Annotated in this window: 16 protein-coding genes and 1 pseudogene; 15 read left to right on the top strand and 2 right to left on the bottom strand. The window is 46.6% G+C overall.

The genetic code is table 11. The annotated features are described in order from the left end of the window. Window positions 1-9: 9 nt before the first annotated feature. The 5 genes from OCV59_RS09350 to OCV59_RS09330 are packed head-to-tail and all read left to right on the top strand — an operon-like array spanning window position 10 to window position 3,239. On the top strand, window positions 10-507 hold the full coding sequence (locus OCV59_RS09350; protein WP_147594225.1) for a cell division protein SepF: 498 nt from the start codon (window positions 10-12) through the stop codon (window positions 505-507). Window positions 508-516: 9 nt separating this feature from the next. After that, on the top strand, window positions 517-1,134 hold the full coding sequence (locus OCV59_RS09345; protein WP_147594224.1) for a DivIVA domain-containing protein: 618 nt from the start codon (window positions 517-519) through the stop codon (window positions 1,132-1,134). Then, window positions 1,112-1,636, top strand: coding sequence for a signal peptidase II (lspA, locus tag OCV59_RS09340; RefSeq protein WP_262584282.1), 525 nt, complete (start codon window positions 1,112-1,114; stop codon window positions 1,634-1,636). The genes OCV59_RS09345 and lspA overlap by 23 nt, the downstream gene beginning before the upstream one ends. Continuing rightward, window positions 1,633-2,583 (top strand): RluA family pseudouridine synthase, encoded by a 951-nt coding sequence (locus OCV59_RS09335; RefSeq protein WP_147594223.1) that lies wholly within the window; start codon window positions 1,633-1,635, stop codon window positions 2,581-2,583. Before lspA ends, OCV59_RS09335 begins: the two co-directional genes overlap by 4 nt. A gap of 29 nt (window positions 2,584-2,612) precedes the next feature. Then, entirely contained in the window at window positions 2,613-3,239 is a 627-nt protein-coding gene (locus OCV59_RS09330) for a flavin reductase family protein (protein ID WP_147594222.1), read from the top strand. 14 nt (window positions 3,240-3,253) lie between these two features. Here the strand turns inward: OCV59_RS09330 and OCV59_RS09325 are convergent, their stop codons facing one another. Next, window positions 3,254-3,391 carry a hypothetical protein gene (locus OCV59_RS09325; protein WP_262584281.1) on the bottom strand — a complete coding sequence of 46 codons (138 nt, stop codon included), beginning with the start codon at window positions 3,389-3,391 and terminating at the stop codon, window positions 3,254-3,256. Window positions 3,392-3,634: 243 nt separating this feature from the next. Here OCV59_RS09325 and OCV59_RS09320 point away from each other — a divergent pair, with 243 nt between their 5' ends. Beyond that, the gene (locus tag OCV59_RS09320) at window positions 3,635-4,492 is read left to right on the top strand and encodes an alpha/beta hydrolase (RefSeq protein ID WP_262584280.1); all 858 of its coding nucleotides are present in this window, start codon (window positions 3,635-3,637) and stop codon (window positions 4,490-4,492) included. A 197-nt stretch (window positions 4,493-4,689) separates the two neighbouring features. Here OCV59_RS09320 and OCV59_RS09315 read toward each other — a convergent pair whose 3' ends face one another. Further along, a complete protein-coding gene (locus tag OCV59_RS09315; RefSeq protein WP_147594220.1) occupies window positions 4,690-6,381 on the bottom strand; it encodes an Rqc2 family fibronectin-binding protein in 1,692 nt (563 codons plus the stop codon). Between the two features lie 74 nt (window positions 6,382-6,455). On the opposite strand from OCV59_RS09315, the gene OCV59_RS09310 reads away from it, so the two are divergent. The 9 genes and pseudogenes from OCV59_RS09310 to OCV59_RS09265 all read left to right on the top strand — a co-directional run. Continuing rightward, window positions 6,456-7,340, top strand: a complete 885-nt coding sequence (locus OCV59_RS09310) for a YicC/YloC family endoribonuclease (RefSeq protein ID WP_147594219.1) — start codon at window positions 6,456-6,458, stop codon at window positions 7,338-7,340. Window positions 7,341-7,598: 258 nt separating this feature from the next. Beyond that, window positions 7,599-9,245 (top strand): APC family permease, encoded by a 1,647-nt coding sequence (locus tag OCV59_RS09305; RefSeq protein ID WP_147594218.1) that lies wholly within the window; start codon window positions 7,599-7,601, stop codon window positions 9,243-9,245. A gap of 129 nt (window positions 9,246-9,374) precedes the next feature. After that, window positions 9,375-9,989: a guanylate kinase gene (gene gmk / locus OCV59_RS09300; RefSeq protein WP_147594217.1), complete on the top strand. Its 615-nt coding sequence runs from the start codon at window positions 9,375-9,377 to the stop codon at window positions 9,987-9,989. Next, window positions 9,989-10,189 (top strand): DNA-directed RNA polymerase subunit omega, encoded by a 201-nt coding sequence (gene rpoZ, locus OCV59_RS09295; RefSeq protein WP_147594216.1) that lies wholly within the window; start codon window positions 9,989-9,991, stop codon window positions 10,187-10,189. The genes gmk and rpoZ overlap by 1 nt, the downstream gene beginning before the upstream one ends. 106 nt (window positions 10,190-10,295) lie before the next feature. After that, entirely contained in the window at window positions 10,296-10,658 is a 363-nt protein-coding gene (locus OCV59_RS09290) for a LytTR family DNA-binding domain-containing protein (protein ID WP_147594215.1), read from the top strand. A gap of 214 nt (window positions 10,659-10,872) precedes the next feature. Next, on the top strand, window positions 10,873-11,649 hold the full coding sequence (rpsB, locus tag OCV59_RS09285; protein ID WP_147594214.1) for a 30S ribosomal protein S2: 777 nt from the start codon (window positions 10,873-10,875) through the stop codon (window positions 11,647-11,649). Between the two features lie 27 nt (window positions 11,650-11,676). Beyond that, the gene (gene tsf, locus OCV59_RS09280; RefSeq protein WP_147594213.1) at window positions 11,677-12,780 is read left to right on the top strand and encodes a translation elongation factor Ts; all 1,104 of its coding nucleotides are present in this window, start codon (window positions 11,677-11,679) and stop codon (window positions 12,778-12,780) included. 567 nt (window positions 12,781-13,347) lie between these two features. Beyond that, complete coding sequence (locus tag OCV59_RS09270; RefSeq protein WP_147594212.1) at window positions 13,348-13,602, top strand: hypothetical protein; 255 nt, start codon at window positions 13,348-13,350, stop codon at window positions 13,600-13,602. A gap of 40 nt (window positions 13,603-13,642) precedes the next feature. After that, a pseudogene (locus OCV59_RS09265) lies at window positions 13,643-14,524 on the top strand (IS3 family transposase); the annotation flags it as partial. Window positions 14,525-14,550 lie beyond the last annotated feature (26 nt).

Genomic DNA, 14,550 nt, shown 5'->3' with positions numbered 1-14,550 from the left:
GAGGTAAACATGAGCGTTATTGATAAAATTAAAGATCTGGTCGGTATCGAAGAAGAGTATGATGAGGACGATTTCGACGCAGAAGAGGAAGAATACGGATATGACCGCAAGACTGTAGAGACGAGAGCACCGCTCACTTCTCAGTCGAGATACGGCGGCAGCGACAATGTGGTGTCGATGCAGAACCGTACCGTAAAGGCTATAACGAGCACATTCAAGCTCATGGTCATAGAGCCTAAGGGATTCGACGAGTGTTCCAAGCTCGTTGACAGTCTCAAGAGCAGAAAGCCGATAATCGTGAACCTCGAAAAACTCGATGCAGATACTGCAAGAAAGATATTCGACTTCCTGGGCGGAGCGACGTATGCGCTCAACGGAAACGTCCAGAAGGTAGCAAACAATATCTTCGTTTTCGCTCCGGAGAATGTTTCGATATTCGCAGAGGGAGAGAACAAGCCGTACAGCTTTACAGGTGAGAACGCAGACGATATGAACCCTTGGAAGTAGGAGGACAAAATGATCAGACCGATAGACATTCAGGAAAAGGAATTCGGAAGAGCGGTAAGAGGATACAAAGAAGATGACGTGAATCAGTTTCTTGATGAGATAACAGTGGATCTGGAACGCCTTCTCAGTGAACTCAGGACTGTCAAAGAAGAAAACAGCAGGCTTGTCGAGGAGCTTGAGAGATACAGATCTTCGGAGAACACAGTAGTCGAGACTCTTGAAGCTGCAAAGGCGCTCATGTCCGATATTTCGGCGAGTGCGGAAAAGCGCGCGGATATACTGCTCAAAAACGCGGAGCTTGACGCCCAGCTCCTTCAGAAAGAGGCTAAAGACAATGCTGACAGGATAGCTGAAGAAAGCGAAGCGATGAAAAACAGATTCATCGATTTCCGCTCAAGATACAAGAAGCTACTCCAGTCGGAGCTGCAGCGGTTCGAATCTCTCAGCGGAGAGATGTTCCCTGAACTGGGGATCGATGACTTTGACGACCTGCCGGAGATGATGAATCCTGCTCCGGTACAGGAGGAGCCTGTGAAGGTGAGTCCGGAGACTACAAGGTATCCGGCGATGCGCAGACAGGCATCGGGACAGGAGACTCTGAGAAATGTCAAAAATCCAAAATATTAAAGGAGGAGGGGCGGTAACGCCCCGTTTTCTGTATATGGTTTATTATTTTATCGCTGCAGGCATAATCGTACTGGATCAGATCGTTAAATATGCGGTACTGACCGGCATGTATACGGGGCAGACGATACCTCTTGTCGAAAACGTGTTCCATCTCACATACGTTCAGAACCGCGGGGCGGCTTTCAGCATGTGGGAGCAGCAGTGGATCATACTGGTCGCTCTTCCGGCCGTCGTACTGGCTGCAGGGCTTGCTTCGATATGGATCAAGAGGACGAAATGGAGCAGAGTGACGCTCACTTCGGTCGCATTCATATGCGGCGGAGGCATAGGCAATCTGATAGACAGGATCGCACGCGGGCATGTGGTAGATATGTTTGATTGCAGGTTCATACCGGGGATCGATTTCCCGGTGTTCAATGTGGCGGACATCTTCATATGCGTGGGATGCGGACTGCTTCTTCTGGATGTCATTTTTCTGGAAGGAAAGAGGGCTGAGCAATGAGCATCATAGAAAATGAAAACCTGAAAGGTGAACAGAAGGTAGAGCTCACGGTCGCTGAAGAAATGAGCGGAAAACGTCTCGATTCAGTACTGGCAGGAATGATGCCGGAGTATTCGCGAAGCTTTATACAGAAGCTGTTCGAAAACGGAAGTATCACTGTCGGCGGCGATCCGTGCAGTGAAAAGAAGCGCAAGGCTGTCGCAGGTGATATCGTGGAAATAGCGATACCTCAGCCGGAGCGGCTTGAGGTCGAGGCTGAAGATATCCCGCTCGATATAGTATATGAAGATGATGAGCTGCTCGTTGTGGACAAACCTGCAGGCATGGTTGTCCACCCGGCTCCGGGAAACCATTCGGGAACACTGGTGAATGCGCTGATGTATCACTGCGGCGATGCGCTTTCATCGATAAACGGAGTGATACGTCCGGGCATAGTACACAGGATAGACAAGGATACGAGCGGTCTTCTGATGGTGGCAAAGACTGACAGAGCTCACAATGCGCTGTCTGCTCAGCTCGCAGAGCATTCGATAACGAGAAGGTACAAAGCTATAGTGTACAGCAATATAAAGGAAGACGAGGGTACTGTAGACAAGCCGATCGGGCGTGACCCCGGAAACCGGCTAAGGAATGCCGTCGTTTATACGAACTCCAAAAATGCGGTAACACATTATCGCGTGCTTGAGAGATTCGGCGGCTTTACACTTGTGGAAGCAGTCCTTGAGACGGGAAGGACTCACCAGATCAGAGTGCATATGGCGTATATCAGACACCCGCTGCTCGGCGATACGCTTTACGGCCCGGCAAAGAACAGATATGGTGCAAAGCGCCAGATGCTGCATGCCGGAGTCCTCGGATTTGTGCATCCTGTTACGGGCGAATACATGGAATTCAACAGCCCGCTGCCTCAGGATTTTGAAGACGTACTGGCGAAACTGAGAAAATGACGGCTGGTATATGTGAAAGGGAGATAAAGATGTCAAAGACAGTATTCAAACCGGGTACCATGCTCAACCCTGTGCCGGCTGTGATGGTATCATGCGGTGACGATACGGTGAACAATATAATCACGATAGCCTGGACCGGGATCATAAACTCGGATCCGCCGATAACATATGTGTCGGTGAGAAAATCAAGGTATTCACACGATATAATAGAAAGAACAGGCGAATTCGTGATAAACCTGACTACGGAAAAGCTGGCTTTTGCGGCTGATTACTGTGGAGTCAGGTCCGGTCGCGATGTGGATAAATTCAAAGAGATGAAGCTGACTGCTGCGGAGAGCAAAGAGGTCAGCTGTCCGTCGATAGAAGAATCGCCGGTGAATATAGAGTGCAGAGTGATGGAGATGAAGGAATATCCGACGCACGATATGTTCATTGCGGAGATAGTCAGTGTTTCGGTGGACGACAGCCTGATGGACGAAACAGGAAAGCTGTGTCTTGATGAGGCAGGCCTCGTAGCATACAACCACGGGCACTACTTTGCACTTCAGAAAAAGGAGATCGGCCGTTTCGGATATTCGGTGATGAAGCCGAAGACGCGAAAGCGCATAGAAGCGGAGAAACGCAGGAACTCCGGCAGGAAGCGACGAAGAAGATAAGGTCCGGTACCTGATTAGTCCCTGGCTCGCACCTGACTGTCAACCTGAAAATCAGATTTCAGCTGCTGAAGACAGTCTTCGCATACGTGGCCGGTTTTGAATGTCAGCATATCGCCGTAAATGCAGCCGCATAATGTACAAGACTTTTTCATAGTGCGCCCTCCTTTCTTAAGAGAATGGAACCTTGCGTGACTTCGTCGCTGCCTCTTGCCGGAGCTGTATTTAGAGTTTATTTAAACTGCACATGAAAAGCAAGCATAACTTGATATGAATGTAATATACACGCGGTTTGCTGTAATGTTCCGGACACTGGCGTTGCCGGATGATCCGTATGGTGAGGTTGAGGTATGCTGTCGTCTGATGTTTTAAGATCGCATAGAAGGAGCGTTTTGATCATGTATGACAAATTTGTTTTAAGGAACCTTGAAGAAGGGATCATAAGAGGTTATTCATGGCACCTTGAAGATCCGGAGAAGGTCATATGCATAGTTCATGGAATAGGAGAATACGGCGGAAGATTCGATCGGGTGGCGGAAGCTTTTCGCGATAAAAATATGGCAGTCTGTGCACTCGATCTGAGAGGGCACGGCGAGTCACTCGGCAAAAGAGGTGACTGCGCGCCCAGAAACAGTGTGCTGGACGATGTGAGCGAGCTTTTGAGATATGCAGAAGAAAAATATCCGGGAAAGCCGCTCGTACTTTATGGTCACAGCATGGGCGGCAATATAGTCCTCGACTACAGAGCGAGAGGCGAGATGAACGATCATCCGGCGGGATATATCATATCCGCACCGTGGGTCAGGCTCGTGCGGCCTGTACCGCCGCTGCTCTACAAAGCGGTCAAGCTGCTTTCCAGGATCGCACCGTCATTTACTATAGGTTCTGACATCAATGAAGCAAATCTGGGCAACCCGGAAAAAGTCAAGCCTTTCAAGGATAATCCGATGGTGCACAACAGGATATCAGCTCTGTGCGCCGTTGACGGATTTGACAAGGGTATCGGATTTGAGGATGGTACTGCAGAAGATGACCGGCGTGCTGCGAACATACCGACGCTGCTCATGCACGGCAGCCAAGACAGGATTTGTGATGTGAACGGCAGCAGACGTATCGCGGAGAGACTTCAGGCTCAGGGCGATGATCTGACGTATATCGAATGGGAAGGGCTGTTCCATGAGATCCACAACGGCAATGAGACCAGCACCGGAGATGAAGTGATAGCAGAGATGGCCGGATGGGCACAGGATCTGTGATGTACCGTTGATCCGTGCAGTGTGCATGACAGGTAAAAGTGACAGGGCGCGGTAAAATTCACGAAAACGGATAAAAAGCAAAGGCTGCAGCAGGGATACGATGAAAGTATCGCCTGTGATGCAGCCTTTTTATTGTATTACGGACGTGCCGGCAGTCTGTGGTGAGATCCTGTGAAGGACGCAACCGCCGGATGATATCATTCCGGCAGTCCGGGATTGACATAAAGCGTGCGGTTGTGTGTGAATATCACCATGCCGGGTTTCGCGCCGCCCGGTTTTTTCACGTACTTTATACGAGTGTAGTCGACCGGAACGTTTTCCGAATCAGAACCCTTGCTGTGGAAAGCAGCGATCGCAGCCGCTTCGAACAGGTCGTCTTCCGAGGCTTCTGCGCCGTTGAGGAGCAGTACGGTGTGGGAACCGGGTATGTCCTTTGTGTGGAACCACATGTCTGATGATGCGGCTTTCTTTGTTGTCAGCCAGTCGTTCTCCTTGTTGTTGCGCCCGACGAGAACTGTCTTTCCGGAAGATGTCGTGTAGCTGTACGGCTTTGGTCTGCTTTTTCCGGGCTGCTCGCGCCGGGTCTTCTTGTAGCGGATGAATCCGGAATCTATGAGCTCCTGTTTAAGAAGGTCGATCTCCTCGATAGTCCTGGTGCGTTCGAGATATGATGCGACGGATTCAAGATATTCGATCTCTCGCGATACTTCTTCGAGCTGTATTTTCTTTTCCTTTACAGCGGTTTTTGATTTGCCGTATTTCTTGTAAAAATTCTGCGCGTTCTTGGCAGGCGAATATTTAGGGTCCAGCGGTATAGTTACGGAGCTCCCGTCGTAGTAGCTGACGACTTCTACGGATCTGTCGCCCGGTTTAGGGACATGCAGGTTTGCCATCAGCAGTTCGCCGTAAAGCCTGTACTTTTCCGAGTTTTCGGCTTTGTACAGATCCTCGTTCAGGCGCTGGGTCTTGAGTCTGAGCTTGTCGAGATGCGTCTTTATCACACGCAGCAGATCATTCGAGCGCTGTTTTATCGTGTTTGAGGTCTCTCTGTGGCTGAAAAAATAGGCTGCGGCTTCGCTGAGTGTGCCGAAGTCAAGCCTTTTGCACGAACCCTCGAACGCGGAGAGCGATGTTATGTGAAAATCCACAGGCTTGCCGCTGTCGTCAGTATATATGACAGGGGACGCTTTGCCGCTGTCTATCGAATCTATTATTCCGCGCAGCTTCGTGTAGCATGAATGCGGGTTGCCGGAGGCTGCTATCGTCTCGGCCAGCGCAGGAGAGAGGCCCTGTATCCCTGAAAGCACGCTTCGCTCCGGCTGTGACTGTCCGGCTGTGAGACGTTCCATATCGGACTCTGTGATCTCGAGAAACGGTTTCTTTTCCTGAGCGGGCGGATACTGATAGAGCTTGCCCGGCAGCACCTGTCTGGCTCTGTTGACGTCTATCGACACATGCTTGATGCTGTCTATTATCCTTCCGCTCGCCATATCGATCAGCAGTACGTTGCTGTGCTTGCCCATTATCTCTATTATCAGTTTCTTGTTGACGGAAAATCCGAGCTCATTGACTGTTTCCATCAGTATTTCAATGATTCGGTCGTTCTGGTACTGCAGGATATCGGTTATCCTGGCGGCGCTCAGGTGCTTTCTGAGCACCATGCAGAAAACAGGCGGGTTCACGGGATTTTCAGGGGTCTTGTCCACCAGATATGCGGCGGAATGATTGCCTGCTGAGGATATGAAAAGCCGCTGCTTTCCCTGTTTTGTATGTATTATGAATAAAAGCTGCTCAGGCTGGGGCTGATATATTTTTTCTATTTTACCCATGGAGAGCCTGTCTCTGAATTCTTTTGCAGCTGCATATGTTACGATGCCGTCAAAGGACATATTTGTTTCCTCCTTGTGGATTTCATGTTATACTGGATAATAATATCATAGATAGAAAAGGAACGGGGCAAAAAATGATAAAAAGTATGACAGGGTTCGGACGTGGTGAATATTCAGATGGAAAGAGGAGCATAATCGCAGAGATCAAGACTGTGAATCACAGGTATTCTGACATAAACGTCAAAATGCCTAAACGCTACTCCTTTGCAGAAGAAAAAATAAAATCTGCAGTAAAGCAGAAGATAAAGCGCGGAAAGGCTGAGATCTCGATCATGGTGGAAAACCTGACCGAAGACGACATGACCGTAAAACTCAACACGCTGATCGCGAAGCAGTATATAGACAACCTCAATGAACTGAAAAGCACATACGGTCTCGACGGAGACGTAGATATAAAACTGATCGCATCGATGCCGGATGTCATGAAGGCGATACCGGAGGTGGACGATGAGGAAGAAGTGATAAAGGCGATGGTCGAGGCGGCATCGGCTGCTGCGGAAAGCCTGGATGCGATGCGTGCTGTCGAGGGTGAAAAACTCAAGGAGGATCTGCTGATGCGCGGTGAACTGATAAGAGATATAGTCAGGAATATAGAAGTGCGTGCGCCTCTCGTCGTGAAGGATTATACAGAGAAGCTGTACAACAGGATAAAAGAGCTCACAGAAGGAGCTGTGGATGTGCCTGAAGACAGGATACTGATGGAAGCTGCAGTCTTTGCAGATAAATCAAACATAACAGAAGAGCTAGTAAGACTTGACAGCCACATGATACAGCTCAGGAAGATACTTACGTCGGAAACGAGTCCTGTCGGCAAGAAGCTGGACTTCCTGGTACAGGAAATGAACAGAGAAGCAAATACCATAGGCTCAAAATCGAATGATATGCAGATCACATCGCTCATGCTGGAAACGAAGAGTGAGATCGAAAAAATAAGAGAACAGGTGCAGAATATAGAATAGTGACAGCATCAAAGTGCATGATACGATTTAGTTGCTGTATTTATTGTCTGAAGCGGAGCCGCATACGCAATTTTCTGAAAAAATGCGCGAGTTCGTTCCGATGAATGCGAAAATCAGGGCAACAATATTATGTTCCTAAAAATCTGAAAATGATATAATTATCTGAAAGTCATGGTGTTGTGTACCAAAGCGACCGATGGCTTTAACGGGTAAAAGGATAAGAGTATCAAGCTAATGTTTTTTTAGGGAGGAATCATTATGAAAGTTAAGTATGAAGGAGGTCAGGTGCTGACTGATGTGGTACCTGGTCTGAAAAAGACGAAATTTTCCCTTATGGGAATAATCTTTTTCATTTTCTGCGCGGTAAGCGGCGGAGCTTTCGGAATAGAGTCCATCATTCCGGCTTCAGGTCCGGGAGTGACGCTCGTTCTGCTGATCGTCATACCGCTTATGTGGGCGCTGCCTATGGGGCTTTATGTATCGGAGCTGACGAATCTGGCGCCGGTAGACTCGGGTCCTTATGTATGGATGAAGATGGCATTCGGTGAATTCTGGGGATTCGCATTCGGGCTCTGGATGGCAGTCGCGTGGTATCTGACAGGTGCATCCTACATAGTACTGGCGACGGACTATATCAGCATGTATGTACCGATGAGCCCGATGGCAAAACTTATCGTAAAAATCGCTATTATTCTCGTATTTACTGTAGTAAATCTTATCGGCATCCAGGAAGTGAACGTGCTCAATACTATATTCACATTCATCATCCTGGCAGCATTCCTTGCTGTAGGTATCGTTGGACTTGCTCACTGGGAGAACAATCCGTTCGATCCGTTCATGAATGTTGAGAACGGTGCATTCTCCAGTCTTGGAGTCGGGATAGCTATAGGTGTATGGATGTTCTGCGGATATACCGCCATAGCAAATCTCGGAGGAGAGATCGAGAACCCTCAGATTATTCCAAAGGGAATGAAATGGTGTATCGTTGTCATGGTAGTGAGCTACATACTTCCTACGCTTGGCGGTATCGTATCTGTGGGACCTTGGTCAGAATGGGGTTCGACTATCGACTACTCGACCGTACTTCGTACACATGTAGGTGAATGGGCAGGTGTCGCATTCATGATCACAGCTGTAATATCGCAGCTGGCACTCGTGAATGCTACGACGGCGACTGCATCGAGATCATTCATGATCCTGGGAAAAGACCACTTATGTCCTAAGTTCCTGTCGACAGTGACTAAGAAAAGAAAGGTGCCTATCTGGCCTATACTGATACTGGCAGTACTCAATGTGATACTGGTAAATCTGGACTTTGAGATCCTGGTTATCATACTTTCACCGCTGCTCTTCGTATGCTATGTAGGATTTGCTATCGCATTCCTCAAGCTGAGAAAGCTCTATCCGGTGGAAAAGAGAGGCGACCTCTACTATGTAAAGGGCAAGATCTCTCCTTACTACATCGTTATATCGATGATGTTCATAGGTCTCGTAGGTATACTGATGAACGGAACGGAATATTTCCTGCTCGGATATGTTCTTATCCTGTTCGCTCTGCTGATGTATATCATCTGTAAGAAGGTATATGGAGGACTTGCTGTGGAAAATCCTCAGCTGTATCCTGTAAATCCTAAAACAGGACTTGCAATGGGAGATCTGATAAGATTCGCAAGGTTCTTCCTCATCTTCGGAGTCCTGTCGTTTGGCGGTTCACTGTTCCTCAGATGGTACGAAGGAGGATGGGGCCACGATTACTATCTCGATCTGTACGGCTCGGGCCTCATGAGCAACTGGGAACTGATGATATCGATACTGACTTGGCTCGGAATAGGTATGCTGGTACTCAGCATAATTCTCTATCTGGTAGGAAAGAAGAGCGACCCTATTCCGGAAGACGACGAATAACGCACGCCTTACCGGTATTCTGACAGCTGAGAGGCAGAAGATAATATTTGCCTTGAAGAAATGCTGAAACAGTGATATAATTATTGTTCAGAATAAGCACAGAGACGAAGAATTTTTAGGAGCGTATATATGACAAAAGGCAAGCTGTTTGTGATTTCGGGACCTTCGGGTGCCGGTAAAGGGACTATCTGTAAAGAAGTGCTGGATGCGGAAAGAAACATCAGAATGTCTGTTTCCATGACGACAAGAGCACCGCGAAAGGGAGAAGTAGACAAGATACACTATCATTTCGTGGATAAACAGGCTTTTGAAGCCCTGATAGAAGAAGACGGGTTCATGGAATATGCGAATGTGTACGGCAACTTTTACGGTACACCTAAAAAGGACGTCATACAGTGGCTCGATGACGGTATCGATGTGATACTTGAAATAGATGTGCAGGGTGCGCTTCAGGTAAAGAAGTCATACCCGGAGGGAGTGTTCATATTCATACTGCCGCCGTCGATCGAAGAACTCAAGAACAGAATAAAGGCCAGAGGCTCGGAGACGGAGGAGACCATGGCAAGAAGACTCGGGACTGCGCTGCAGGAAATCTCACTCATAGATCAGTATGACTACAGAGTGATAAACGAGGATCTTGAGGTGGCTATAAACCGTGTCAGAGCAATAATAACGGCAGAACAGTGCAAGCTGAACGATAGTGAAGTGGACAGGATTGTCAGAAGATATAAGGAGGAGTTATAATGTTATACCCATCGATTAACAAGATCAGAACGAAAGTGGACAGCAGATACACGCTGGTGATACTCGCTGCCAAGAGAGCAAGGGATATCATAGAAGGTATGCCGAAGCTTACAGAGGCAGATGTTGAAAAACCGGTATCTATCGCAGCTAATGAGATCGCTGAAGACCTTATAACTTACAGAGAGTCTATTGACGAATAGTGTTGTCTAAAATCACGGCATAATGTCGTTTGCAACGAATGGTGCAGATCCCCTTTTTGTGAGAGAATGATAATAGATCGTTCTTTAAACAGGAAGGGGATTTGTTTTGAGCAAATTTATAGTAAAAAATATACACGGTACATTCGTGCTGGAAATGGATGATATACTTTATATGGAAAAGGCGCTGCGCAAGATAAAAGTTCATCTTGAAAGCTCATGTGTTGAAGCGAAGAAGTATGATACGGACAAAGACTGCATTGAATTTTACGGGAAGATGGAGGATGTGATGAGCAGACTTGACGAGCGCTTCCTGTACTGCCACAGGAGTTATATAATAAATATGGACAAGGTCGTCGTGATGACTGACAATACGATCTATCTGGAGGACAGGGCAGACATATATATGGGAAAAGAAACATTTGCCAGAGCATCCAGAGGTGTGAAGGAATATTTTGAAAAAAAGTTGTAAAAACAATGCCTTAAAAACATGAAAAAGATTGTATTTGCTAAAAGTTTATAGTAAAATGATAGCTGGTCTCATTTTATCAGGGACCAGTTGTATTTTATAGTTTGCACACGGCAGTGTCACGGGAACCGGTGCCTTTCAAGGTTTGTCGGACATTTATGAAGGTTGTTCCCGACAATAAACTGCAGTGGAAGAAAAAACCGAGAGGAGAAACAAAATGTCAGTAATTTCAATGAAACAGCTGCTGGAAGCAGGCGTGCACTTCGGACACCAGACTAGAAGATGGAACCCTAAGATGGCTCCTTATATCTTTACAGAAAGAAATGGTATCTATATCATAGACCTTCAGAAGACTGTAAAGAAAATAGATGAAGCATATGCTTTCATGAAGGAAGTTGCAGCAAACGGTAAACCGATCCTTTTCGTAGGAACTAAGAAGCAGGCTCAGGCTGCTATCCTGGACGAAGCAAAGAGATGCGACATGTACTATGTAAACCAGAGATGGTTAGGCGGAATGCTCACAAACTACAAGACTATTTCAGGAAGAATCAGAAGACTCAACGATATAAAGGCTATGGAAGAGGACGGAACTTTTGATAAGCTTTCAAAGAAGGAAGTCATCAAGCTCAGACTCGAACTCGAAAAGCTTGAGAAGTTCTTAGGCGGTATCAAAGACATGAAGGGTATGCCTGGAGCTATCTTCGTAGTAGACCCTAAGAAAGAGAAAATCGCGGTAAAGGAAGCAAGGATCCTCGGAATCCCTGTTGTCGGTATCGTAGACACTAACTGCGACCCTGACGATGTTGACTATATCATTCCTGCAAATGATGATGCTATCAGAGCGGTAAAACTGATCGCAGGATGCATGGCTGACGCTATAATCGAAGCTAAGCAGGGCGAAAGCTTTGACGAAGGTGAAGAAGCAGGATCAACTGATGCTGCAGCGGCAGAAGATGCAGCAGAAGTAGCAGAAGAAAAGGCAGATGCTGAATAGTAACTTGTAATTGAGGAGGGTAATATCATGGCTGTAACAGCTAAGATGGTAAAAGAACTGCGTGAAATGACAGGCGCAGGTATGATGGACTGCAAAAAAGCATTAGTTGAAACTGATGGCAATATCGAAGCAGCAGTTGATCTTTTAAAGGAAAAAGGTCTGGCAAAGGCTGCTAAAAAGGCAGGAAGAGTTGCTGCGATGGGACTGGTAAGAACAGCTATCGCCGCTGACGGCAAGGCAGCAGCTATCGTAGAAGTAAATTCAGAAACAGACTTCGTTGCAAAGAACGAAGAATTCGTTACATTCGTAGATACTCTTGCAAAGATGGCTCTCGAAAACGATGCTGCAGATATGGACGCATTCATGGCACTTCCTTACGGAGATGAAGGAACTGTTAAAGACGTTCTCACTAATAAGATCGCTACTATCGGCGAGAACATGAGCATCAGAAGATTCGAGAAGGTTACCGGTGAAACTGTCGTTTCATATATCCATGGCGGCAGGATCGGTGCTGTAGTTGCAGGAAATGTAGAAGCTACTGATGATGTGAAGGCAGCTCTGACTAACATAGCAATGCAGGTCGCTGCAATGAATCCACAGTATGTAAGCAGAAACGACATTTCAGATGAAGAACTTGCTAAAATGCATGATATAACACTTGAAAGCGCGCTGAACGATCCGTTCACACTTCCTAAGCCGATCTTAAACGCTTTATTAGACAAAGCGGTAGATGGTGTATGGGGTGCTGAAGACGTTGCTATCTTAGAGGAAAAGAGAGCTGATAAGAAATTCAACTTCAATTATCTGCCTAATTTCCTTTCAGACGATGCAAAAGCTAAGCTCGCTCAGATCGCAGTTGCAGACAAAGCATCGATCTCCGAAAACAAGATCTTCAAAGGCCTTGTTGACGGACGTGTTTCAAAGCAGTTAAAGGACATCTGCCTTCTGGATCAGACATATGTCAGAGCAGAAGACGGCAAGCAGACAGTTGCTCAGTACCTTGGAACAGTAAACAAGGATCTTGCTCTCGTTAACGTAGTCCGTTTCGAAGTCGGCGAAGGAATCGAGAAAAAAGAAGAAGACTTCGCAGCAGAAGTGGCAGCACAGCAGGCAGCAGCAGCGAAGAAATAAAGCCCTGCCCGTATCTTTGATACGGCGCGCAGGACTTATGCAAAGCTTTCCCAAATCTTTGATTTGGTGAAAACGACTGCGAAACTTTGAAATAAGGCTTTTAACCCCTGAAAGCATTGAAATTCAGTGCTTCAGGGGTTTTTTGCTGCCGGAAATCCGATGTTGCAAAGTATCATAAGAATCTGGAGGAACGGGAAACGATCCGATGCAGGCTTCCGAGTGCGGGTTCAATAAGAAATACCCTAAGAAGTCTAACGGAATAACAGGTCCGAAGTATTCTATCAGCTGAGGAATTTTCAAAGGCGCAATCGAAGCAGAACGTATGGTCTTCTTATGGCGATACGAACTATGTGGAATATGTATTGGCATGTGAATCCGGAGATGAAATGCAGTTAATTCAACAGTTAAAAGGTGGAAAATACAAACCTAATCCAATTCTCGCTTCCTCTATTTTGAAAATCAAAAGTAAATCAGAAAAAATCGCTTAAAAACTTATATAATGAGGTGTACCCCAAAAAGTAGAGTCTGAAAAAAGATGATATAATAGAGACAATACGGAGGTACACTATGGCACGATCAAAGTATTCAAGAGGATTAAAAATCAAAGTTGCAAAAGAAGCGATGCTGCCGGAAAATCAGGGACTGGAACATGTCATCGCAGAAAAATATCACGTGATGCCATGGACAGTGATAAAATGGCGAGACCATCTTCAGCAGGTCGGGGAAGAAAATGCATTCAAGAAGGGATACACTCTAAAAAACGTTCCACTCCAAGAGAGGTCGAACTGGAAAAAGAAAATGCACAGCTGCGGGAGGAAGTAGAGATCCTAAAAAAAGCAGCGGCCTTCCTCGCAAATGTAAAGCGCGACTGAAGTATCTGTTCATGCGGGAACATAGACAGGAACACACCATAGCAAGGATGGCCAAAGTACTGGGAGTATCCGAGAGCGGATACTTCAAATGGTGTAAGAAAAACAATGCGCCCCTTACAGAAAAAGAACAGGAAGACATAAAGATCACAGAGGAGATCTTTGCGATCTACCGTTCTTCACGAGGCTCTTATGGATCCAGGAAAATCACTGCAATTTTAAACAAGATGCATAAAAAACCAATAAACCATAAGCGTGTAGAACGCATCATGCAGGAATGCTGCCTGTTTTCAAAGTCCTGTAAAAAATATATCTGCACAACGGATTCAGATCACGATGAACTGATAGCAGATAACCTGATCGACAGAGGCTTTACAGCAGAAGAGCCTGATTCCAAGATGCTCAGCGATACAACAGTGATCACGACCGGACAGGGAAAACTCTACGTAGCCGGTATTCTGGATCTGTATGGAGATATGCCCGTAGGGATCGCGATGAGCACTCGCAACGATAAAAAGCTTGTAATGGATGCATTTGATGATATGATCATGAGAGGATGCGGAAAGCCCGGCTGTATCATACACTCGGATCGAGGCTCCACCTACTGTGCAACGGAATACAGGCAGCTGATCAGTAAACATGATTTTCTTTGCAGTATGAGCAGAAAAGGAGACTGCTGGGATAATGCTCCGATGGAAAGCTTCTGGGGAAAAATGAAATCGGAATGGCTTTCAGATAAGTATGATACGATCCAGCAGGCGAAGCGGGATGTATATGAATACGTGTGGCATTTCTATCCGAAAGAAAGGCCACATGAAACATTCGGATATTTAACTCCTGACGAGTTCTACAGGCAGGGGAAAAACGAGGTTTGATACTCTACTTTTATGGGTGCACCTCA

It is taken from the genome of Brotomerdimonas butyrica (assembly GCF_025567305.1).
Lineage (GTDB): Bacteria > Bacillota > Clostridia > Peptostreptococcales > Anaerovoracaceae > Lentihominibacter > Lentihominibacter butyricus.
Note: the sequence above shows the minus strand (reverse complement) of the source record. Positions and strands in the feature narration are given on the sequence as shown.